General features: G+C 29.0%; 16 protein-coding genes. 13 read left to right on the forward strand and 3 right to left on the reverse strand.

All coding sequences use genetic code 4. The annotated features are described in order from the left end of the window. Positions 1-5: 5 nt before the first annotated feature. From mip to rpmE, 12 genes are all read left to right on the forward strand, one after another. Positions 6-2,525 (forward strand): Ig-specific serine endopeptidase MIP, encoded by a 2,520-nt coding sequence (gene mip / locus BCF89_RS07520; protein ID WP_111518044.1) that lies wholly within the window; start codon positions 6-8, stop codon positions 2,523-2,525. A gap of 226 nt (positions 2,526-2,751) precedes the next feature. Continuing rightward, positions 2,752-3,249 carry a 50S ribosomal protein L10 gene (rplJ, locus tag BCF89_RS00580; RefSeq protein WP_111518045.1) on the forward strand — a complete coding sequence of 166 codons (498 nt, stop codon included), beginning with the start codon at positions 2,752-2,754 and terminating at the stop codon, positions 3,247-3,249. A gap of 31 nt (positions 3,250-3,280) precedes the next feature. Then, entirely contained in the window at positions 3,281-3,652 is a 372-nt protein-coding gene (gene rplL / locus BCF89_RS00585) for a 50S ribosomal protein L7/L12 (protein WP_004424295.1), read from the forward strand. Between the two features lie 141 nt (positions 3,653-3,793). Then, entirely contained in the window at positions 3,794-7,384 is a 3,591-nt protein-coding gene (gene rpoB / locus BCF89_RS07525; RefSeq protein WP_111518046.1) for a DNA-directed RNA polymerase subunit beta, read from the forward strand. Then, complete coding sequence (locus BCF89_RS07530; protein WP_111518047.1) at positions 7,384-11,853, forward strand: DNA-directed RNA polymerase subunit beta'; 4,470 nt, start codon at positions 7,384-7,386, stop codon at positions 11,851-11,853. The genes rpoB and BCF89_RS07530 overlap by 1 nt, the downstream gene beginning before the upstream one ends. A gap of 175 nt (positions 11,854-12,028) precedes the next feature. After that, positions 12,029-12,331: a 50S ribosomal protein L21 gene (gene rplU, locus BCF89_RS00600; RefSeq protein ID WP_111518048.1), complete on the forward strand. Its 303-nt coding sequence runs from the start codon at positions 12,029-12,031 to the stop codon at positions 12,329-12,331. Positions 12,332-12,333: 2 nt separating this feature from the next. After that, positions 12,334-12,591, forward strand: coding sequence for a 50S ribosomal protein L27 (rpmA, locus tag BCF89_RS00605; RefSeq protein ID WP_111518049.1), 258 nt, complete (start codon positions 12,334-12,336; stop codon positions 12,589-12,591). 223 nt (positions 12,592-12,814) lie between these two features. Further along, complete coding sequence (locus BCF89_RS00610; protein ID WP_111518050.1) at positions 12,815-13,276, forward strand: MSC_0623 family F1-like ATPase-associated protein; 462 nt, start codon at positions 12,815-12,817, stop codon at positions 13,274-13,276. An 18-nt stretch (positions 13,277-13,294) separates the two neighbouring features. Then, positions 13,295-14,842, forward strand: coding sequence for an MSC_0619 family F1-like ATPase alpha subunit (locus tag BCF89_RS00615; protein WP_111518051.1), 1,548 nt, complete (start codon positions 13,295-13,297; stop codon positions 14,840-14,842). Continuing rightward, a complete protein-coding gene (locus BCF89_RS00620) occupies positions 14,839-16,218 on the forward strand; it encodes an MSC_0618 family F1-like ATPase beta subunit (protein ID WP_111518053.1) in 1,380 nt (459 codons plus the stop codon). The genes BCF89_RS00615 and BCF89_RS00620 overlap by 4 nt, the downstream gene beginning before the upstream one ends. 169 nt (positions 16,219-16,387) lie before the next feature. Continuing rightward, the gene (locus BCF89_RS07535) at positions 16,388-18,769 is read left to right on the forward strand and encodes a phosphoketolase family protein (RefSeq protein WP_111518055.1); all 2,382 of its coding nucleotides are present in this window, start codon (positions 16,388-16,390) and stop codon (positions 18,767-18,769) included. 63 nt (positions 18,770-18,832) lie between these two features. Further along, on the forward strand, positions 18,833-19,042 hold the full coding sequence (gene rpmE, locus BCF89_RS00630) for a 50S ribosomal protein L31 (protein WP_111518057.1): 210 nt from the start codon (positions 18,833-18,835) through the stop codon (positions 19,040-19,042). Between the two features lie 85 nt (positions 19,043-19,127). Here the strand turns inward: rpmE and BCF89_RS00635 are convergent, their stop codons facing one another. The 3 genes from BCF89_RS00635 to ileS form a co-directional block, all read right to left on the reverse strand. After that, positions 19,128-19,367 (reverse strand): hypothetical protein, encoded by a 240-nt coding sequence (locus tag BCF89_RS00635; RefSeq protein ID WP_111518059.1) that lies wholly within the window; start codon positions 19,365-19,367, stop codon positions 19,128-19,130. Between the two features lie 82 nt (positions 19,368-19,449). Next, a complete protein-coding gene (locus tag BCF89_RS07540) occupies positions 19,450-20,079 on the reverse strand; it encodes a signal peptidase II (protein WP_111518061.1) in 630 nt (209 codons plus the stop codon). Then, positions 20,066-22,744: an isoleucine--tRNA ligase gene (gene ileS / locus BCF89_RS07545; RefSeq protein WP_111518063.1), complete on the reverse strand. Its 2,679-nt coding sequence runs from the start codon at positions 22,742-22,744 to the stop codon at positions 20,066-20,068. Before ileS ends, BCF89_RS07540 begins: the two co-directional genes overlap by 14 nt. A gap of 285 nt (positions 22,745-23,029) precedes the next feature. Here ileS and leuS point away from each other — a divergent pair, with 285 nt between their 5' ends. Continuing rightward, the gene (gene leuS, locus BCF89_RS07550; RefSeq protein WP_111518065.1) at positions 23,030-25,435 is read left to right on the forward strand and encodes a leucine--tRNA ligase; all 2,406 of its coding nucleotides are present in this window, start codon (positions 23,030-23,032) and stop codon (positions 25,433-25,435) included. Positions 25,436-25,457: the final 22 nt, after the last annotated feature.

Raw genomic sequence — 25,457 nt, forward strand, 5'->3', positions numbered from 1 at the left:
ATAAGATGAAAAAAATAAATAATAGGAAATTTCTATTTCCAGTCTTTAGTATTTTTCTTTTGAGTACTCCTCTTGTTGCATTGTCATGCAAAAAGAATGAAACCAATAACTTAGATGGCAATCTAAAATGAGATCCCTCCTATTCAGATAAAGAATTTGATTATGACTATAGGAACTTAACATCTTCAAATAATATTGAAGATCATTTTGATCTAAACATTCAAAATCATCCAGATTCTAATATTAAAAATCTTAGTCCAGAAGAATTAAAAGAAAAAGAACTATATATTACAATTACTCCTAAAAATAAAAATTTACTTAATAAGATTGATTTTCAAATTTCAAATGTGATTATTGATCATGATGAACTTAAGGATGACGAAGCAATAATTAATGTAATTTTTACTATTAAAAATACTAAGAAACAAGAAAGTTTTCAATATAGATTATTAGGTTTGAAAAAGTCACCAAATTCTTTAAATAACACAAGATATCTTAAATCCTTAGGTAACAATAAAGATAAAATAAAAATAGCAAAATACATCAATTCCGATCAAAATCAAAGATTTAAAAAAGATAATGATGAATATTTAAGCAATATAAAAGAATATCTTGAAAAATCCTTAGGAATAAAAGATTGAAGTGATTGAAGAAAGAATGTTAAAGCCTCAACAAATGCAATTAATAAATTCAATCAAACTGCAGCGAAAATTGGTCAAGATAACTATGAAAATTTAGCCCTAAAAGGATTCAGTCTTCCTTCATATAATGAAAAAAATGAAGTCGAAGGGATTGAACTTTATGAAGGAAATGAATTAGGTAAGATGCCTTCTTGAATTGATTCTCTTGGTAAAAATGATGTTTATAAAACATCTGGTTTGGCTAGAAAAATTGTTAATGAAAAATACCTTGATATTGCTAAACAAACTTTTTCAATTAATCTAACAAGAAAAAACCTTTTTACTAAAGAAATTACTGAGTTAACCAATAGTATTGAATATTGAAAGAAAGAAAATAAAGAACAAGAATTTAGGAATTTAATTAATCAAAAGATTGAAGAATTAAGAAAAAATAAAGAAATTCTTGCTTCTGAATGAGATGCAAGAATTAAAAATAATAGTGATTCAAGTCTAACTCAAGGATTACTTAAAAAGAAAAATGAAGAACTTGGCCAATATGATGCAAATATAAATCATTATACAAATCATACACTGCAAAAAGAAATTGAAATTCTTGAGAAAAAGGTGACTGAATTTAGAGCATTAGCTGCTGAAGATCGTTATACTCTTTCTGAAAATGGAACAATGTGAATTTTAGATTACCAATTGAATGAAAATGGATATCCGACAAAATGATACTTTGGAACTAATTCACACGTTGCTAAAGCCCTAACGAAAGATTTAACTTCATTTGCAATTACAAAGATTGATAGTAATCTAAAAGTAGGGACTAACTTAAATGTTTCAAGATTAGATGATAATATCACAACTTTTTATTTCAACAATAAAGATGCAATTAAAAAAGTTTTTGATGGAGTAGATTATTTAAAGGACAACCCTTCAAAATTCTTAATTCCTGAGCAAAGAGAAAAATACAAAGATTATGGCGCATTTACTGACTTTGCTGTCCTTGAGATTGATTTTACAAAGATAAATAATTTTAGTGCATTATCAAATGAAAATCTTGTTGACCAAAAATACCTACATCTAAAAGATAATAACTTTGCGCAAAATCTAGCAAAAGAAATTACAAACAATTATGCTAATAATAAAGACAAGCAAATTAAGTTTGTAAAAAACTCTTATTTAAAAGATTACAAAAAAATTGATTTTCCTCTGAAAGGAAAATTCAATAAAGATCAAGAATATTTATATGCAGTTGGATGGCCGCAAAGTAGTGGTGATTTTTATTTAGATCAATACAAAGATGCTTTAGCACTTGAACAAGCAAGAATTAATTTTAGTCTTTGATTTAACTCAGAATATGAATACTATGAATCAAAAATCAATCAACAAATATTTAATCTTGAAAACAAAAAAGATCAAGGAAACTTTTTATCTTACAATGTTGGTTATCGGACATTTTCTAATTTACCTGGGTTAGTTGATACATTTTTAGCAGTTCCTAAATTTGGTGATGGATTTTATGAGTTAGATGGCAAGAAATATATCAATATCTCATTAGGTTATATGCCAAGACGTTATGCTCCAGTCGCTGGTGCTTCAGGTTCTTCAATACGAAACCAAAATAATGAACTTGTTTCAATCTATTATGCGACAAATTCATTTGGAAGAGTTGGTTTGTCAAGTGCATTCAGGTCTGAAGGATTTAATTATCAAGGTCTTTATGGACAATATAACCTGCCGCAATATGATCTAATTTATGGTGGAGGAAAAGATCAAACTAAATCCTATAAAGATGAACTAAAGAAACTATATGGGGATGCTTTTAAAACCAATTTATTTGCAAATGGAATTAGTAAAGAAAATCCTGATTTTAAATTTAGTAATATCTTAACTTATTAAGGATATAAATTAGAAGTTTTTTATTGATGTTTAATCATAGCTAAAGGGCTATGATTTTTTAAATTTGACAAAAAAATTTTATGACTTATTTTTTTAAAAAAAATATGATATAATGCTAACGCAATATATGAAGACAGTAACGGCCTAAAAAAAGCTTAATTATGTTACCAAGTATGTGAAATGTTTTTGTTATTGCAATTTATTAATATTTAGTAAGGAGGAAAAAATGAGTGCATTAAGAGATGCTAAAGTTTTAGTTGTAGATGAAATAGCAAAAAATCTTCAAGAATCAAAAGCGCTATATGTTGCTACATACAAGACTTTAGATGTAGCCTCACTACAAGTTATTCGTAGAGAATTAGCTGCGCATGGTGTGCTTTTAAAGGTTTATAAAAACCGTTTAGTAAAGCAAGCGCTAAAATCTGATGAAAATGAATCTTTAAATGATTTCTTAGTTGGACAAAATATTTTTGTGTTTGCAAAACAAGACGATTTAAGTTCACTAAAAGCTTTAGTTAAGTTTCAAAAAGATTTTCCTGCATTGGAATTAGTTGCCGGAATTTATGAAAACAAAGTTGTTGATGCAAAAACTTTATTAGAAATATCCAAACTTCCTTCATATGAAGAATCACTTATGATTCTTGGAAACTCATTGCTTGCACCAATTAGAAATTTAGCTATCGGTTTAAATGAGTTAGTAAAACAAGGAAAAGTATCTGAATAATATAAACTAGAATTTAAGGAGATAATAAAAAATGGCAAAATTAACAAAAGAAGAATTCGTTTCTGCGCTAAAAGAAATGAATATCAAAGAAGTAATGGAATTAGTTGAAGGACTAAAAGAAGAATTTGGTATTGATCCTAGTGCTGTTGTAGCAGCCGCTGCTCCAGCTGCAGCTGAAGCTGTTGAAGAAAAAACATTATTTAATGTAACCCTAAAATCAGACGGTGGAAACAAATTAGCTGTTATTAAAGCTGTTAAAGATATTTTAGGATTACCTTTAATGGATGCTAAAAAATTAGTAGAATCAGCACCAGTATTACTAAAAGAAAATGTTAAGAAAGAAGAAGCTGAAGAAATTAAAGCTAAGTTAGCTGAATCTAAAGCTGAAGTTGTTTTAGACTAATAAATTAAATAAAAAAACGAGCTTTTATAAAGCCGTTTTTGTCTTTTTTATAATAGGTATATATGCGCATATATATGGGCAAAAAAAACATTAGTAGAATTCTAATAAACAAAAAATAAATAAATTTATATGAGGTTAGATATGAGTGATAAATCACAATACGTTTTAAGAAAATTTGGACCAATCACTGAACGTAGAGACTACTCAGTTAGTCAAAAAAAATTCGATACCCCAGACTTTTTAAAAATGCAAAGAGACTCAGTTGAACAATTTTTAAATGTAGGTGTTGAGAAAGAATTAAGAAACATATATCCAATTGAAGCTAGAGGAAAAGTTAAGATTGAATACATTGAAAACTCTGCAGTGTTTGAATATCCAAATAAAACCGAGTTCGAATCAATCAAAGAAGCAAAACAAAAAGGATCTTCTTACATTGGGAAATTAAAAGCAAGATTAAAACAAATTAATGATGAAACTGGTGAAGTAATTTCAGCAGAAGTAGTTTTTGCTGAAATTCCAATCATGACTTATGGTGGTTCATTTATTATTAATGGTTCTGAAAAAGTTATTGCTTCCCAATTAATTCGTTCAACTGGTGCATATTTTGGTGTAAACGTTAGAAACAAACAAGCTAACGATTTATTCAATAAGGTTGAAATTATTCCCCAAATTGGTTCATGAGTCGAAATATATCACAAAACAACCTCATCTAATCCTGACACAATTAAGGTTCATATTGATAAAAATAAATCATTCTTATTAACAACATTCTTAAAAGCACTTGGTTTTAGTGAAAGATCAATCAAAAGAATGTTCGGAGAAGTTCCAGAGTTAAATGAAACTCTAAAAAGAGATAAAACACTTGGAAATTCAGATGAAGAAATTACACGCGATGCACAAGAAACAATTTATCGTTTAATTAGAAAAGGTGATAGAATGACTGCTGAATCGGCACGTAATTTGATTCCTCTAACTCTATTTAACGAAAAAAGATATAGTCTTACTGAAACTGGTCGTTTCACATTAAATCGTAAGTTAGATATTGGTGAAAGATTAGTTAATACCTATCTAGCTGAAGATTTATTAGATAGAGATGGTGTTGTAAGATATAACCGTGGATTGTTAATTAATTGAGATATTGCTAGAAAAATTGCTGAGGAATTTAGACTTGGTATTCTTCCTTTATGAAAATTACCTGACGCAACTCCTTTAATGTATGGAAATCAAATTGAAGTTAAAGGTAATGAAAACTTAGCGAATAGACTTTCAGTATCTAGAGTTTTTGTGTATCCTACTGAAAATGATTTATTAAATGACACAAATAAGATTCAAGTTTTAGGTAATGATCCAAATTCGAATGAAAACTTCTTATTAATTCCTGACTTAGTTGCAACAATTTCTTATTATTTTAACTTGCTTTCAAACATTGGAAGTGATGATGATCCGGATTCGCTTGTTAATAAAAGAATTGTTACAATTGGTGAGTTATTACAAAATCAATTTAGAATTGGACTTATTAAATTAGAAAAAAATACACGTGAAAGAATTTCGACCAAGGAAATTTCTAAGATTACGCCAAAGAATGTAACAAATAATAAACCAATTTTTAATCAATTTAAATCATTCTTTAATACATCTAAGTTATCACAATTTATGGATCAATGTAACCCTCTTGCTGAAATTTCTAATAAACGTCGTGTAACATCACTTGGACCTGGTGGTCTAAATCGTGATACTGCACAATTTGAGGTTCGTGATGTACATCCAACCCACTATGGAAGAATATGTCCAATTGAAACTCCAGAAGGTCCAAACATTGGATTGATTCTAAATTTAGCATCATTTGCTGATATTGACAAATATGGATTTATTAAGACCCCATATTTCAGAGTTAAAAATAAGAAAGTTGATTTTTCTAATGTTCAATACTTGACAGCAATCGAAGAAGCAGGATATACATTTGCACAATCAACAGTATCAATTAAAGACGATTTAATTGTTGATACCAATGTCATTGCTCGTCGTGATAATCAATATCTTGAAGTTCCTGCTTCAGAAGTTGATTATATTGACGTTTCAAACCGTCAAATGACCTCTATTGCAGCTTCAGCAATTCCATTCTTGGAAAATGATGATGCTAACCGTGCACTTATGGGTTCGAACATGCAACGTCAAGCAGTTCCGGTATTATTCCCAGAAGTGCCTTTAGTAGCAACTGGTGTTGAAGCAGATATAGCTAAATTCTCATCAACAAATATAACTGCAAAATATGATGGAATTGTGAGTTATGTTGATGCTAATGTAATTAGAGTTAAAAGAAATGAATCAAGTAAGGTAGATTCATATTATCTAAGAACATTTGAACGTTCAAACCAAGGAACATTGATTCATCAAGTTCCACTTGTTAAATTAAATCAAGAAATTAAGGCAGGCGACTTATTGGTTGATGGACCATCCATGAAAAATGGTGAGATGTCACTTGGAAAAAATGTTTTAGTAGGTTTTACTACTTGACATGGATTTAACTATGAAGATGCTGTTGTTTTATCCGAAAGATTAGTTAAAGATGATGTTTATACATCAATTCATATTGAAGAACAAACAATCCAATTTAGACATTCAAAAGCTGGTGAAGATATACTAACTGCAGATATTCCAAACGTATCTAACTTTTCAAAACGTCACCTAGATGAAAATGGAATTGTAAGAGTTGGATCAGAAGTGTCAGCCGGAGATATATTAGTTGGTAGAACATCACCAAAAGGTGAGGAAAACCCTACTCCTGAAGAAAAACTTATGGCAGCCATTTTTGGTCAAAAAACTGCATCTAGAAAAGATACATCTCTAAAAGTTAAACATGGTCACAATGGAACCGTTGTTGCTGTAGACGTTTTAAGTCGCAAGATGGGTGATGCTCTAGAAGATGGAATTGAACAAATAGTTAAGGTTTCTATTGCACAAAAAAGAAAAATTAAAGTCGGTGACAAAATGGCAGGGCGTCATGGAAACAAAGGTGTTGTATCGATTGTGCTTCCTGTTGAAGAAATGCCATATTTAGAAGACGGAACACCACTTGACATTGTTTTAAACCCACAAGGGGTACCTTCACGTATGAATATTGGACAAGTACTTGAATTACACCTTGGCTTAGCTGCTAAAAAATTAAATACAAAATTTGTAACACCAATTTTTGATGGAATTACACATAATCAAATTAAAGAAATTTTAGAGGAAGCAAATATTGCTCCATCAGGAAAACTAACTGTTTATGATGGAAGAACAGGCGAACCTTTTGATCAACCAATATCAGTTGGAATCATGTATTACTTAAAACTTTACCACATGGTTGATGATAAGATGCACGCACGTTCAGTTGGTCCATATTCTTTAATTACACAACAACCTCTAGGGGGGAAATCCCAAAATGGGGGTCAAAGATTTGGGGAAATGGAAACATGAGCAATTGAATCTTATGGAGCTTCAAATCTATTACAAGAATTTCTAACTTATAAATCAGATGACATTAATGGACGTAACCAACTATATAATGCTCTTGCAAGAAAAACTAAACTACCACAACCTGGTATGCCTGAATCATTCAATGTTTTAGTACATGAGTTAAAGGGTTTAGGAATGAAACTTGAAGCAATTGATGATGCAGATGATAGTAACATTGATAAAGAAAGAGTTGATACTAAGTACCAACAAGATTGAGATGGAGGAGTTGAATAATGAGAGATAATTTAAAATATAGTTTATTTGATGAAGCAAAAATCAATAAAATTTCACTATCGTTAGCAACTCCAGAGGATGTTGAAAAATGATCTCATGGTGAAGTTACAAAACCTGAAACAATTAATTACAAATCATATAAACCAGAAAAGGGTGGTTTGTTTGATGAAATAATTTTTGGTCCAATGATTGATTATAGATGTCCTGTTTGTGGATATAAATATAAGAAAATCAATGAAGGTTCATACTGTACAAGAACTGAATTGTGTAAGCAAGAAAAAGTTCAAATTTTACCTAAGATTGCTCGTAGAAATCATATGGGTCACATTAAACTAAATAGTCCTGTTGTACATTTTTGATACTTTAAAGTTGACCACTCAATTCTTTATAAATTACTTGGTTTAAGAATTTCAAGCGATAACATTAGCGAAGTAGTTAGAAGAGAAGAATTGGAAAATTTAATCTACTATAAAAATCATATTGTCGTTGAAGATGGGGGATTAAAATCACTTCCTAAAAACTTAATTATTGAAATCAATGATGCTGCTGTTATTTATAAAGAGGCATTAGATGAATTACTAAGTCGTTTTGATCCAAAAAATCCCGACCAAAAAGAAGCTTATGAAGATATAAGTGAGACAATTGAGCAATTAGTCGAAAAAGCAACATCTAAGATTGGTCAAGAATATGGAATTGATTTCTATGAATTAAATGAAGTTATTGAACATTATTCAAGTGCAAAGATTATGACTGGTGCTTTAGCAATTGAATATCTATTAAAAAATCTTGATTTAAATGCTGAAAAAGAACTTGTAACTAAACAAGTGCGTGAACTTAATGTTCAAGAATCAAAAAACCCAGGTAGATTTGCAACAACTACCAAACAAGCAAGAGAAAAATTGTATAAAAGATTGCAAGTTATCAATGCTTTCATTGAATCTAAACAATCTCCAACAAATATGCTAATTTATAATCTTCCAGTTATTCCAGCTGACTTAAGACCTTTAATTCAACTTGATGGTGGAAGACACTCCACTTCAGATATCAATGAATTATACCGTCGTGTAATTATTAGAAATAATCGTTTGCAACAATGACAAGAAAAGGATGCCCCAATTCTAGTTATTCAAAATGAACTACGGATGATTCAAGAAGCAGTTGATGCTTTAATTGATAACCAAAGAAGAAGCCCAAATCCAGTTTTATCAAAGGATAATCGTCCATTCAAATCAATCTCAGATTCACTAACAGGTAAAAAAGGTCGTTTTAGACAAAATTTACTTGGAAAACGTGTGGATTATTCAGGACGTTCAGTAATTGTTGTTGGTCCTAATTTGAAAATGCATCAATGTGGTATTCCGCGTGAAATGGCGGCAAAATTATTTGAACCATGAATTATTGCACGTTTAATTGATCAACAAGTCGCTTCAACTGTAAAAAATGCAAAGAAGATTATTGAGGATCAAAATCCGATTATTTGACCTCATATTGCTGAAGCAATCAAAGGAAGATTAGTGCTTTTAAATAGAGCACCAACTCTACACCGTTTATCAATTCAAGCCTTTGAACCAGTTTTAGTTAGAGGAAAAGCAATTAGATTGCATCCTTTAGTATGTACCCCATTCAATGCTGACTTTGACGGGGATCAAATGGCAGTTCACGTTCCAATTTCTGAACAAGCGCTTTTAGAAAGTCGTGAACTAATGTTAGCTAACAAAAACATTCTAGGACCTAAAGATGGAGAACCAATTATCAACCCTTCACAAGATATGATTATTGGTCTTTACTATCTAACAATTGAAGAAAGAGATGCATTAGGTGAAGGTAGAGTGTTTGATGACTACGACCACATGATGCGTACACTTGAAGCAAAAAAAGTTTCATTACATGCAAGAGTTGCATTGCCAGCTGAAGAAGTTAAGAGTCTGAAATTATTTAGAGGTTTTCCAATCAATAAGAAGTTGTATGTGATTTCAACTGTCGGTAAATTCATTTTCAACAATGTCTTTCCAAAGAATTTTCCATTCATTTATGACAATAAAGTCACAAAGGCAAATAATTTAGATGACTATAAAAATGAATTCAAGAATACATATGTAGTTGAAGCTGGAACTCATATTGCTAACTATATTAAAAATCTTCCTACACAAGAAGCTTTTAATAAGAAGAATATCGCTAAAATCATTCGTTACATGTTTGATAACTATGTTGCCACAATCAGTATTGCTGATGTTGCACAAGTAATTGATAAAATCAATGATCTAAATGAATCAGATATTGTTTTAGAGTTTCTAAAAATTAAAACTTATAAAGGTCAATTATTAGAAAAAGAACATGCTGATTTATTGACTGAATTTGTTCTAAGAGAAAAAAGAAAAATTCAACATGATACAAAAGAAAGATATTATGGTGAAAATACTTCTCCTATCTCATTTAAAGAAAAAGCAAAAATGCTTGATAATGTTTGATTTAGTTATACAAACATTGTTGCAGCCATTCTTGATGACATTAAGCAATTAGGATTTGATTACTCAACTACTTCTGGTATTTCAATCTCATTTTCAGATATTCTTGAAACAAATAAGAAAAAAGAATACTTAGCCGAAGGTGATGAATATATTAATAAATTAAAGAAATACTACAACTTAGGATTAATCACTGATGATGACCGTTACTCATTGACAATCAAAAAATGAGCAGAAGTAAAGGATAAGATTCAATCTGAACTAGAAAACATTATTAAAGAAAATCCAAAAAACCCTGTTATTACAATGATTAATTCAGGAGCTCGTGGTAATATTTCTAACTATGTTCAATTAGCTGGTATGCGTGGATTGATGGCAAATAACACTAAAACTACAAAAGCTGATGCTAAAAACGATAGAGTTGTTAGATCAACAGTTGAAGTTCCTGTTAAATCTTCATTCATTGAAGGTCTTACAGCATTCGAATTCTATTCATCAACACACGGTGCTAGAAAAGGATTAACTGATACAGCACTCAATACAGCTAAGTCTGGATATCTAACAAGACGTTTAGTTGATGTTGCGCAAAATATTGTTGTAAGACAAGCAGATTGTCATTCAGAATATGGATATTTAGCAAGAAATATCGTTGATAATAAAACAAAACAAATTATTGTTCCTCTAAAAGAAAGAATTATTGGTAGATTTTCAAATAAACCAATCTATGATGATGAAGACAATTTAATTTGTGAAAGAAATGTTTTAATTACAAACAAGATTGCACAAAAAATTATTGATGCAGGGATAACTGAGGTTGAAATTAGATCAATTCTTGGTTGCAACACACGTAATGGTGTATGTAAGGTTTGTTTTGGAAAAGATTTATCAACTAACCGTGTTGTAAACATTGGTGAAGCAGTTGGTATTATTGCAGCGCAATCAATCGGTGAACCCGGTACCCAGCTAACAATGCGTACATTCCACACTGGAGGGGTAGCTGGAGTTGAGGATATTACTGGTGGTTTTACTCGTTTAATCGAATTAATTGATGCCCATGATCAACCATGAGGTCGTCCAGCAACAATCTCACCATACCAAGGTGTTATTGTTGAGATTGAAAAGAGTAAAAAAGTTGAAAATGAATTCATTGTTTCAATTCAAACAACAAATGCTGATAATGATAGTGTAGTAAGACAAGTTTTAGTTGAAACTAATAAGAAACTAAGAGTTGCAGTTGGTGACGAAGTAAGAATAGGTCAAAAACTATCAGAAGGTCCAATTATTCTAAAAGAATTATTAGCATTAACAGACGTAATTACTGTTCAAAATTACTTATTAAAAGAAATTCAAAGAATTTATAGAATTCAAGGTATTGCAATTAGTGATAAATATATTGAAATCATTATTAGACAAATGATGTCAAAAATCATTATTAGCGAACCAGGTGATTCGAAATTCTTTGCTGGAGCAATCGTTGATATCTTTGATTATCAAGAAGAAAATGCCACTCTATTATCTGAAAATAAAAAACCTGCTTATGGAAATGTAATCATCAAAGGTGCAAAACAAGTTCCACTTCTATCTGATTCGTTCTTAGCTGCAGCATCATATCAAGAAACATCCAAGATATTAGTTAACGCATCAATTTCATCAAGAACAGATCATCTAACAGGATTAAAAGAAAATATTATTGTTGGTAAAAAAATTCCTTCTGGAACAGCTCTAGATAATTTTGAAGAACACTCAAAATATGACATTAAACCATCAATCAAATACTTTACTTCAATCCTTGATTCTGAGTATAAAGAAGAAAGTGAAGATGGCGAAGTTCAATCTGATAATGATAATGAAAATGAAATTGATTTAGATGCATTAACTGAAGAATTTAATGAATCTCAAACCTCTGAAGATTTATTAGAAGATGAAGAAAATGAAGATCTTTATGAAGAAGAAGATGCAGTTGTTGATGATGGCAGTAATGACGAAGAAGATGATTTCGAATAGTAATAAATACTCAAACTAAGAGACATAAGAAACCCTTATGTTTCTTTTTATTTTGTTAAATAAAAGGTATAAGTATTTGGTATAATTCTTTACGTTACTTATAGAGTAACCATTCCAAACCGGTTTCCAAACTTTTTAAGTACCCTAAGGATGTGACAAAATATAAGGAGTTTAAATGTTTGCAATTATTGAAACAGGTGGAAAACAATTAATTGTTAAAAAAGGCGATGTTATTTTCATTGAAAAAATTGAAGGTAATGTTGGAGATGTTGTTACATTTAACAAAGTTTTAGCAATTGAAAGCAAAATTGGTACACCTTATTTAGATGAAGTTTCTGTTTCTGGAATTATTGAAAAACAAGGTAAGGCAAAGAAAATTGTTGTTTATAGACATAATGCAAAATCAACACACAAACGTAAATTAGGACACCGTCAACCTTATACAAGAGTACAAATTACTGAAATTAAGGAGAAATAACCATGGCACATACGAAATCTGGTGGAACAACTTCGAATAGTAGAGATTCGGCTGGTAGAAGACTTGGTGTTAAAGCAACTGATGGACAATTTGTGAGTGCAGGAAGCATTATTTATAGACAAAGAGGTACAAAGATTTTTCCAGGCAACAATGTTGGTAGAGGAAAAGATGATACCTTATATGCTTTAATTGATGGAATTGTAAAATTCGAAAACAGAATAAACCGTAAGTTTGCATCAGTGTATGCAAAAGAAAAATAATTGTAATTTATAATTGTAAGTTCAAATTAGAACTTACTTTTTTTTATAAATTCTTTTTAAAATGAAAATCTTAAAAAAGATTAAAATAAGACTATTTCTTTTAAATTAATTTATTAATTTAAAAAATAGTATGGTATTTTATATTTTTCTTATATAATAATTGAATTATTTTTAATATATAGCATAAACAAAACTTTAATTAAGATTAAAAAAGGGGTAAAAAATGAAAAAGAAACCCGAAATTTCAATTGATAGAAATAAAGAAAAAATTCTTTTTTTTATGGAAGAAAATGGAATATTAAAAAAAAGTAATTTTATTGATTACAAGAAATTCATCTCAACAATTTTATTGAAATCAAAATTAAGTCAAAATGATAATGACGTAATAAGTTTTCTATCTAAAATTAAAGAAACACTAAATAATTATTTACCATTAGTTTTAAAAAATATAGTAATTGATTTTGAACTTAATAATAAATTTAGTTTTGATAAGAAAGTCCCATTTATCTTGGAAACCAATGATAAGATTGAGTCAAATAATCAATTCGAAAAAACATTTAATGAAGAATTAAATCATTTAATTAAAGCAAATTATTATGTCGAATTTTTACCTAATTTAATCTTATATTTTTCATCTAATTCACAAAATCTAAGAATATATGTTAAAAAAAGTTATTTTAATTAGTAGTAAGGAAATTTAATTATGAAGAATATTTGCAGTTTAGAGGAATATAGTAAACCAAAAGTAACTTCAATCTTCAATTATATTATTGAAGTTCAGGGCAAATTTAATTATGAACAATCTCAATTATTTGTTTGTGAAAGAGACAAAAGCATTAAAATGATTTTAATTAATGCTTCAGAAGATAAAGCCTACCTATTAGCAAATAATGAGAATAAAGAAATTAAAATTGATGATGTCATCATCCCAATTGAAAGTAGTGATGTTTTTACTTCCAAAGAACATTTTGGTAGTGTTATTGATGTTTTTGGAAATATTGTTTTACCAACAAAAAAAGAAATTCAAAAGCAAGATTCAGATCCACAAGGACCAGCATTTAAATTAGCACATCAATTAATGAGTGTAAAAACATTGGATAAGCAATTATATACTGGTTTTACATTGATTGATTTATTGATTCCGATTGGAATGGGACAACGTGAATTAATTATCGGAGATCGTCAAACTGGTAAAACACATATTGCAATTAACGTAATTCTAAATCAAGCAAAGAGTAATACAAAATGTATTTATGTTGCAATTGGACAAAAGAAAGAAAGTATTTCTAAGATCTATAACATTCTAAAAGAAAATGATGCCTTAAAAAATACAATCATTATTGATGCCCCAGCAACAAGTTCATATGAACAATATCTAGCGCCATATGTAGGAATGGCACATGCTGAAAATATTGCGAAAGAAGATGATGTTATTATCATTTTTGATGATTTAACTAAGCATGCAAATATCATTCGTGAAATTGCACTATTAACTGATAAACCAGTTGGAAAAGAAGCAATGCCAGGAGATATTTTCTTTGCTCATTCACAACTTCTTGAAAGAGCAGGTTCATTTAAGGACAAAAAAACAATTACTGCATTACCAATATTGCAAACAGTCGATGGCGATATTACATCCTTAATTGCATCAAATGTTATTTCTATTACAGATGGGCAAATTGTAACAAGTGCTGATTTATTTTCGCAAGGTATTTTACCTGCAATTAATATTAATCTCTCAGTATCAAGAACCGGTTCATCAGTACAAAATAGAATCATGTCAAGAGTGGCCTCTGAGGTAGGAAAAACATATAGACAATATAAGAGACATTTAAAATTAGCAGCATTAGATTATGAGTTAAATAAAGAAACTGCTGAACTTCTTTATAAGGGTAAAATGATTGATAAAATGTTCATTCAAAAAGGTTATTCATTATATTCAACTAAATTTGTTTTCTTGATGTCAAAATTAATTTCTTGAAGCATTCTGAGAGGAATTAAAGAAGAAGAAAAAGCCTTAAGATTTATCAATCTATTAATTGAAACAAACGCTGATGCAAAAGCTACATATGATTTAATCCAATCAACTACAGATTATGATGATAAACTTATTAGAGATTATTTTGCTTATTCATTGAAACAATATTCAAATTACATTGGTCTAGATTGAAAAGTCGAGTATGAACATGAATTTGTGGAATTTGAGAATTCTTATTTAGATGAAATTGCAAGAAAATTAGGAGATAAATAATGGGAAAAATAATTAGATTTTGATCTGATATTCTTGAAATTAGATTTGATAAAGAAAATCTTCCACAAGTTAATCATTTACTTACAACCAATGATGGAAAAACTTATTTATTAGTTAAAAGAATTATTGATGAACAAACAGTTAGAGCAATTATTATCTATTCATCGAAACCAATCAATATCAATGATCAAATTACTAATACTAAGCAAAGTTTTATGGTTCCAGTTGGAAAAAATGCAAAGAATAATATCTATTCTTTTGAAGGCAAACCGTTACTTGATGATAGAAATACATTGCCAAAATACATTGAAATGAATTCAATTATCAATAATGAGAGATACCTAAATAATGAGAATGAAATTATTGAAACAGGAATTAAAGCAATCGATTTCTTCATTCCAATTTTAAAAGGATATAAATTAGGAATTTTTGGTGGCGCTGGAGTTGGTAAAACTGTTTTAATGAAAGAAATCATTTTCAATGTTAATAAGGCAAATGCGAAGACTTCAAATATATTTATTGGTTCAGGAGAACGTTCAAGAGAAGCAATTGAATTATTTAATGAACTTGAATCATCTGATTTAATGAAAAATTCAACTATGTATATTTCAAAAATGAATGAGTCTCCAGGAGCAAGAATGTCAATTGTACCAATTGGAATTACTGCTTCTGAATATTTAAGAGATATTGAAAAAGAAGATGTATTGTTATTTATTGATAATATTTATAGATTTGTACAAGCTGAAAATGAGGTTAGTGCTTCATTAGGAAAAAAACCATCAGTTGGCGGTTATCAATCAACTCTTGAATCAGATGTAGCTAATATTGAAAATCGTATGTTTAAGAATGAAAATGGTTCCATTACTTCATTCCAAACAATCTTTTTACCAATGGATGACTTGAGTGATCCAAGTGCCGTTGCTGTTTTTAATCACCTAGATGGTAATTTAGTTTTATCACGTAATCAAACAGCAAAAAACATTTTCCCAGCCTTCGATCCTCTTGCAAGTTCTTCAAATTCAGTTGATGAAAGTATTATTGGCAAAGAACACTTCAATGCAATTATTGAAACTAAAAAGATTCTAAAAACATATAAAGATTTAGAAGATGTAATTATGATTCTAGGTTTTGATGAATTAGATGAACAAAGTAAAAGAATAGTCAAAATTGCCCTTCAACTTGAAAACTTTTTTACACAAAATTTCTTTATGACTGAACATTTTACTAAGGCACCTGGAGTTTATGTATCTCTAGAAGATACAATTAAATCTGTTCAAAGAATTTTAGATGGTAAGTATATAAAACAAAGTCCAGAAATTTTTGCTTATGTAGGTTCAAATTTAAATATTCCAACTGATGAAGAATTAAATTTATAAATTTAAAACATTTTAAGTTGATAAAAAAATAGTAAATAACATGAAATAATTTTAAATTGTTATTCCTTCGAATTAATGGTTAAAATTAGAGTAAAATATATTTACTATTTTTTGTTATTTTTATTTATCAAACCTAAAAAAATAAGTAAAAATCAATATGGAGGAACAAATGAAAACAAAATTTGACGATGTTAAGTATTTCTTATCAATGGATAAATGATTTAGAGCAGCTAATTATTTAAGTGTTGCCCAAATTTATTTAAGAAATAATCCGCTTTTAAAAAATGAATTAACAAAAGATGATATTAAATTGTATCCAATTGGTCACTGAGGAACAATACCTGGTCAAAACTTTATTTATGCACACCTAAATCGTGTAATTAACAAATATGATTTGAATATGTTTTATATCGAAGGTCCAGGACATGGTGGACAAGTTATGATATCTAATTCATATTTAGATGGTTCATACACTGAAATATATCCAGAAATTTCGCAAGATACAATTGGAATTCAAAAAATGTGTAAAAGATTCTCATTCCCTGGTGGAACCGCGAGTCATGCTGCACCTGAAACTCCAGGTTCAATTCATGAAGGTGGAGAATTAGGTTATTCACTTTCACACGCAACTGGAGCTATCTTAGATAACCCAGATGTTATTGCTGCTACTGTAGTAGGAGATGGAGAAGCAGAAACTGGCCCTCTTTGTGCTGGTTGATTTTCAAATTCCTTTATTAATCCTGCAAATGATGGAGTAGTACTTCCTATATTACATTTAAACGGTGGAAAGATATCTAATCCAACTTTATTATCAAGAAAACCAATTGAAGAAATTAAGAATTATTTTTTAGGTATGGGTTGAGAACCAATTGTTTTTGAATGATCTGAAGATAAAAGTAATCTTGAAATTCATCAAGATATGGCACTAAAAATGGACAAAGCAATTGAAAAGATCTTGGACATTAAAAAACAAGCAAAAAAAATTGGAGCAGAAAATGCTACTAGACCAGAATGACCTGTACTAATTGTTAAAACACCAAAAGGTTGAACTTGTCCAAAAGAATGAGATGGTAATGCAATTGAAGGAAGTTTTAGAGCTCATCAAGTTCCCCTACCAGTGAGTGCATTCAAGACTGAACATATTAAGGAATTAGAAAAATGACTAAGATCATATAAACCTGAAGAACTATTTGATGAAAATGGAAAAGTTGTTTCTGAAATTTCTTCTTTAGCACCTAAGGGTAATAAAAGAATGGCAATGAACCCAATTACTAATGGTGGAATTAAACCTAAAACTCTTAATTTATCAAAATGAGAAAAATTTGCATTGGACATTAAATATCCAGGTCAAATTAAAGCGCAAGATATGGTTGAATTAAGTAATTTCATGGCTGATACAATGCTAAAGAATAAAGATAATTTTAGAGTTTTTGGTCCAGATGAAACTAAATCAAATCGTTTATTTGCATTATTTGATGTAACTAGTCGTCAATGATTAGAAAAATTCTCAGACAAATTTGATGAATGAGTTTCTCCGGTTGGAAGAATTATTGATTCACAACTAAGTGAACATCAAGCACAAGGTTTTCTAGAAGGATATGTTCTAACTGGTCGTCATGGTTTTTTTGCTTCATATGAATCATTCTTAAGAGTTATTGATTCAATGTTAACTCAACATATGAAATGACTAAAAAAATCTTTAGAATTACCTTGAAGAAAAGATTATCCATCGCTAAATATTATTGCAACATCAACAGCATTCCAACAAGACCATAATGGTTATACTCATCAAGATCCAGGAATTTTAGGACATCTAGCAGATAAACGTCCTGAATTAATTAGAGAATATTTACCAGCGGATGCAAACTCACTTCTTGCAGTTATGCAAAAATCACTTGAAGATAGAAATGTTATTAACTTAATCGTTGCTTCAAAACAACCAAGAGAACAATTCTATACAGTCAAAGAGGCTAATGAATTAATAGAAAAAGGATATAAGGTTATTGATTGAGCTTCAAATGTTAAAGAAAACGAAGAACCAGATGTTGTCTTTGTATCTGCTGGAGTTGAACCTAACTTAGAAAGCTTAGCTGCAATTTCAATTGTTCATAATCATTTTCCATCCTTAAAAATTAGATATGTAAATGTTGTTGATTTATTGAAATTAAGATCCCAAGATATTGATCCTCGTGGATTAAGTGATGATGAATTTGATGGGGTATTTACAAAAGATAAATTAGTTGTTTTTGCTTTCCATGGATTTGAAGGTTTAATTAGAGATATTTTCTTTAGTAGAAAAAACCGTAATTTAATTATTCATGGATATAGAGAAAATGGAGATATTACAACTAGTTTTGATATTAGACAATTAAGCCAAATGGATAGATATCATATTGCTAAAGACGCAATTGCAAAACTATATGGTAATATGGCACAAGATTTCTTAGATTTAATGGATAAAAAGATTGAAGAACACAACAATTATATTCATGAATATGGCTATGATATGCCTGAAGTTGTTGATTGAAAATGAAAAAATATTAATGAATAAAACACATATTATTTGTGGTAAAATAATTGCTAGTTAATTAACTTAGCAAGGAAGGAGCATATTATGCAAAAAGAAATTCATCCAAAATATAGTGAAATTCAAGCTACATGTTCTTCATGCAACACATCATTTATTTTTGGTTCAACTGCTGAAAAAGTAACTCTAGACGTTTGCTCTAACTGTCATGCATTTTACACCGGAAATCGTACAGATGTTAAAGCTCGTGGTCGTGTAGAAAGATTCAACAAGATTCTAGAAAAATCAAAAAAATAATAGTTCTTGTTATATAGATAAATTAATTAATAATGAAATAACTAGGTCATTTGAACCTAGTTATTTATTGATTTTCTAATGTTTGTTAGACGCAGTAATGAAAACCAACATTGAAACCTACATTATTGTCTTCTTTTTCTCATTTAGCACTAAATTCTTTGGTTTTAATTTCACCTTTATTAGCGCTAAGTGACTTAATTAGACCTGCAGTTGATGCAACGGTACTAAAAATTAAAGGAAGGGTTCCCAATATTGAAGTTATCATTGCTGAAAGCGCAAAGCCACCAGAGAGATTGTCACATTCATTTTTTCTTAACTTTTCCATTTTCACCTCACACTAATTTTTAAATAGATAAGTCTAAAAAAGATAAAAAATGGGAAAAAATAAAGAAAAAAACGATCTAATGTTAAAGATCGTTTTGGTTTTGTTCTTCATTATTCTTAGATTGCATTATTTTTTCTATTTGCATATTTCTAGCTTTTCTAGTTCTTATATTGCTTAAAATTGCTTCAGTAATAATTGCCACTAGAATACCAATACCACCAAGAACTAATCATACATCAGCAAAATTGAAAACTCCTTGATTCACTCATGGTAGATTGATTATATCTCTTACTCCTGCAAATAGAAATCTATCAATCATATTTCCAAATGCTCCAGCACTAACTATTGCTAAAAAGACTGTTATGTATATTAGTTTTTTATCTCTAATGAAAGTAACGGCAAATAAAGCACCAAAGAAAATTAAAAAACTAATAAAATGTAGAAATCCTAGATTGTTTTCTTGAAACCCAAGTGTAGTTCCTTGGTGCAAAATTGATTTGAATGTTATAAATGAACTTTCATAAACAGGTTTGTGGTCAACAATTAATTTTGTTTTATCTTCCCATTTAAAAATTCTTTCCTTTGTCACTAAGTCAATCATTAAGAAGAAAAGAAAGACTGAAATAAAAATTGCAAGATCAATAAGAATAAATTTCCAATTTAGTTTTCAATATTCTTTTGAAAAGTATTTAACTTTTTTAGCTTCATTCATTGATTACTCCTTCACATCTTTTACAAATTTCAAGTTCTTTATTAAATTCTTCCTCTTCAAAATGATTTCAACATCTTAAGCATTTGAATGATGGAAGTTTTTCAACTTTTAATTCATTGCCATATGAAACTTTTGCAACCATTAAAAGTTTGGTTAAAGGAAGTGATTTAATAAATTCTGATGAAGTACTAATTGTAACAAAAGCTTCATTTTGACGTTTAATTTCTTGATTTTTTATTTTCTCTTCAATTAATTTATATACTTCATTTTTTAATTCAAAGAATTCATCTCATTGCTTAGTTAGGTTTGAATTTGAATCTATTTGACTGTATTCTCATTTTAAAAGAAAGACTGATTCAAGTTTATTTGGTTCATTGAAGTATGAATATACTTCTTCCATTGTAGTAGGTAAAATTGGAGCCAAGGCTTTTAAAAGAAATTTAATAATCTTAGCAAACAATGTTTGAACCATTCTACGCTCTAAATCATTTTCCTTGTTCAAATAAAGAATATCTTTTGTGATTGAGATGTAATAAGAACTTAAATTGATAATAAAGTTATTAATTTCCTTGATAACATTAACAAATTTATATGTATTATAGTAACCTAGAACTTTGCCTTCAAGAATATTAAGTTTTTCTTCCATTAGTGCATGAATTGAATCCAATTTTACATAATTGAAATCAAAATCTGAAATTCCACCAAGCATAAATTTGATTGTATTTCTTAACTTACGATAGATTTCAATATTTTGTTCAAGGATCTTATCATCAATGGCAATATCAGCACTATATTCGGAATTAGCTACTCATAATCTTAAAATATCAGCACCATGCTTATTTACAACATCAAGAGGGTTTACTGTATTTCCTAGTGATTTTGACATCTTGCGACCTTTACCATCCAAGACAAAACCGTGTGATAAAAATGCTTTAAATGGTGATTTATTACGTCATGCAACTGAGTTAATTAGTGAACTATTGAATCATCCCCGATATTGATCTGAACCTTCAAGATATAAATCAAATGGTGCTTCGATTTTTGCTGGTTTTACTGCTAAAGAAGTTGAACCTGAATCAAATCAAACATCCATGATATCAGTTTCTTTAGTAAAACCTTGATTTTTATATTTTAATGGGAGTAATTCATCAACATCTTTTTCATATCAGATATTAGTTCCATGTTTTTCAATTAAATCAATAATATGATCAAAGATTTCTTCCTCTAGAACTGGATTCTTATTTTTATCATAGAAAACAATGATTGGTACTCCTCAACTTCTTTGTCTTGAAATACATCATGTATCACGATTTTCTAACATTAATTCCAATCTTGATTTTGACCATTCATTGAAAGTTTTAACATTTTCAATTTCAGTTAAAATTTGATCCTTAATCTTTTTAACTGAAACAAATCATTGAGGTGTTGCACGATACATAATTGGTTGATGTGTTCTTCAATCATGTGGGTATGAGTGCTTAATTTTCTTAAATCCAAGAAGTAATCCTTGTTCATCTAGGAACTTACCAATTAAAGGGTTTGCGTCATCATAGTAAAGATTCTGAAATTGAAATGCTTTTTCATTAAGAATTCCATCATCGTTAACATGCATAATTTTTTGGAGATTATTTTTATTTCCAATAATAAAGTCATCTTCTCCAAATAAAGGTGCCATATGAACTAAACCACTACCATTTTCTAAGGTAACATGGTGTCCTTCAACTACGGGGCAGATTAGATTATTTATTGGACTTTGATATTTAATATCCAAAAGATTTTTACCGCTAAATGAGTCTCCAATAATTTCATAGTTATCTCATTTACACATTGATGCAACGGACGCTAATAAATCTTCGGCTAAAACATAAATTTGATTATTAACTTTTATTTTTATATATTTAAAATCTTTATTAATAGCAACACCTGAGTTGGCAATCAATGTTCATGGAGTAGTTGTTCAGATTATTAAATTATCATTTTTATTAATTAATTCATTGTCTTCGATAACCTTAAATGCAACATATAAAGATGGGGAAATATGATCGAAATATTCAACCTCTGCTTCAGCCAATGCAGATTGAGATGATGGAGATCAATAAATTGGTTTAAGGTCTTTATAAATTAGTCCATCAAACAACATTTTTTTGAATAATCTCAATTGTTGTGCTTCAAATTTTTTATCTAAAGTTATATAGATATCACTAAAATCAGTAAGTAAACTTAGTTTCTTAAATTGTTCCTTTTGTCTTTCTACTTGACTTAAGGCATATTGAGCACAGGATTTTCGTAAATCTGAAACAATAAAGTCTTTTGCATTTTTTTGTTTTTCTTTTAACATCTTATGTTCAATTGGAAGACCATGTGTATCTCAACCTGCTACAAAAGGACTAAAGAAACCTAGCATGCTTTTATTTCTAACAATGATATCTTTCAAAATTTTATTTAAGGCATGTCCCACATGAATATCACCATTGGCATATGGAGGGCCGTCATGTAATATAAATGAAGGATTGCCTTTATTTGAATCTAATATTTTTTGATATAAATTTATCTCAGTTCACTTTTGGCTAAAAATTTTTTCTTTTTCTACTAAGTTAGCCTTCATTGAAAAATCAGTTTGGGGCATTAAAAGAGTATCTTTGTAATCTTTATTTTTTATTTCCATAAGTATCCATCTTTCAAAATTGTATTTTTTTAATAAAAAAATAATATTTAAATTTTACACAATATTAAGCTGATTTAGATTAGTTATTTTATGTTTTTTTAACTAAGTTGTACACACTTAGTAAAGACTTTTTTATTCTTATTATATTGCTTAAAACTCTAATCTTAAAAATCATGAAATTGTAAGTGGCATAAAAAATATATTTAATTATATTTTTGTAATTTTTAGTGTTTCATTTTTTGTTTTAGAGAATAAAAGTAACTTAATTAATATAAAATTAATACCATGTATGATCATAAATTAATTGAAAAAAAATGACAAAAATTTTGGGATGAAAATAACTCATTTGCAACAACAAATAATAAGGAAAAAAAGGCATATATTTTAGATATGTTTCCTTATCCTTCTGGAGCTGGTCTTCATGTTGGACATCTTGAAGGATATACAGCAACTGATATAATTGCAAGATATAAACGTCTTAATAATTTTGATGTTTTACATCCTATAGGTTGAGATGCCTTTGGTCTTCCTGCGGAGCAATATGCACTAAAAACAGGGAATCATCCCGCTTCATTTACTAAAAAAAATATTGATAATTTTCGTTCGCAACTTAAGATGATGGGTTTTTCTTACGATTATAAAAAAGAAGTCAATACAACAGATCCTAATTTTTATATATGAACACAATGAATTTTTAAAGAGTTATACAAAAAAGGATTGGCATCAATTGAAGAGATTGATGTCAATTGATGTGAGCAGTTAGGAACTGTTTTAGCAAATGAAGAAGTTATTGAAGTAAATGGCAAAAAAGTATCTGAAAGAGGAAATTATCCAGTTATAAGAAAACCTATGAAGCAATGGGTTTTAAAGATTACAGAATATGCGCAAAAACTTCTTGAAGAACTTGATTATTTAGACTGACCAGAAAGTCTTAAGATGCTACAAAAAAACTGAATCGGTAAACAAGAAGGATATTTAGTTAAATGAAAAATAAACGATTCAAACCAAACAATTGAAACATTTACAACAAGACTAGATACAATCTATGGCGTATCAGCAATTATTTTAAGTCCTGAACACCCTCTATTATTGGAAATATCTAATGAGGAATATAAAGATAAAATACTCTCATACGTAAACCAATCAAAGCAAAAAAGTGATCTTGAAAGAACACAAATAAGCAAAGATAAAAGTGGAATGTTCATTGGAACATATGCGTTACATCCACTGACCAATGAAAAGATTGAAATTTGAGTATCTGATTATGTTTTAAATAGTTATGGTAGTGGTGCTTTGATGGCTGTGCCAGCCCATGATCAAAGAGATTATGCATTTGCAAAGAAATTTGATCTTAAAATTAAAGAAGTTATTGAAACAAAACATTTACCTTTTTTAGATGACGGAAAACATATTAATTCAGAAGTTGCCAATGGTTTGTGTATTAAAGAAGCAACTGAAGTTATTTATAAAAAACTAAATTTAGAAAATAAGGTAAAAAAAGAAACAACTTATAAACTAAGGGACTGAATCTTCTCACGTCAAAGATATTGAGGAGAGCCATTTCCAGTTTTATTTGATAAAGATAATAATATTCATTTAGTTGACTCATTAGTAGAATTGCCATTTACTAATAATATCAAACCTTCAAATTCAACACAAGGCCCACTTGCAAATATTAAAGATTGATTGAATGTTGAAATTGATGGAAAAAAATATCGTCACGACACTAATGTAATGCCACAGTGAGCCGGTTCTAGTTGGTACTTTTTAGCATATATTTTAAAAAATGATGATGGTACATATCTTCCTTTAAATTCATCCGATGCTAAGAAACGTTTTGAAAAATGAATGCCTGTTGATTTATATATTGGTGGTCAAGAGCATGCTGTACTTCATTTGCTATATGCAAGATTTTGACATCGCTTTTTATATGACATTGGAATCGTTAATACTAAAGAACCATTTTCTAAAATCATTAATCAAGGTTTAGTTTTAGGACCAGATGGCCAAAAGATGTCTAAATCTCTTGGTAACGTTATTAATCCAGATGAGTTAGTTTCAGAATCTGGGGCTGATGCATTGAGATTGTATGAAATGTTTATGGGCCCAATTACTGACTCAAAAGCATGAAATACTGATTCGTTAAATGGCATTAGAAAATGACTTGATAAGATCGGTTTGGTTTTTAATAATCTATTAAAAAATATCAATTCGAACTCTAAAAACCCTGAGTTAGATAGTCAAATTAATCAATTAATTCTAGATATTACAAATAATATTGAAAAATACAAATTCAATATTGCAATTAGCAAATTAATGGTGTTCATAAACTACTTATCAACACTTAAAGAAATAAATTCAACTAATGTAATTAGAGATTTTGCGATCTTACTGTCACCATTTGCACCACATTTTGCTGAAGAAATTTTATTTAATATTAATGAAAAACCACTTCAATATCAATCTTGACCAATCGTTAACTTAGATAAAATAATAAATAAAAATCCTCAAATTGGAATTCAAATAAATGGCAAAATTCGAGCACAAATGGAAATCATTCCTTCTTGAAATGAAAAAGAAATTGTTAGTCAAGCAACATCATTGCCATCAGTAAAAAAATGGATTGAAAATAAACAAATTATTAAAACTATATATGTTGAAAATAAGATTCTAAATATCATTGTTAAATAAGGATCATAGTTAATTAGATTAG

It is taken from the genome of Metamycoplasma auris (assembly GCF_003253435.1).
GTDB lineage: Bacteria > Bacillota_I > Bacilli_A > Mycoplasmatales > Metamycoplasmataceae > Metamycoplasma > Metamycoplasma auris.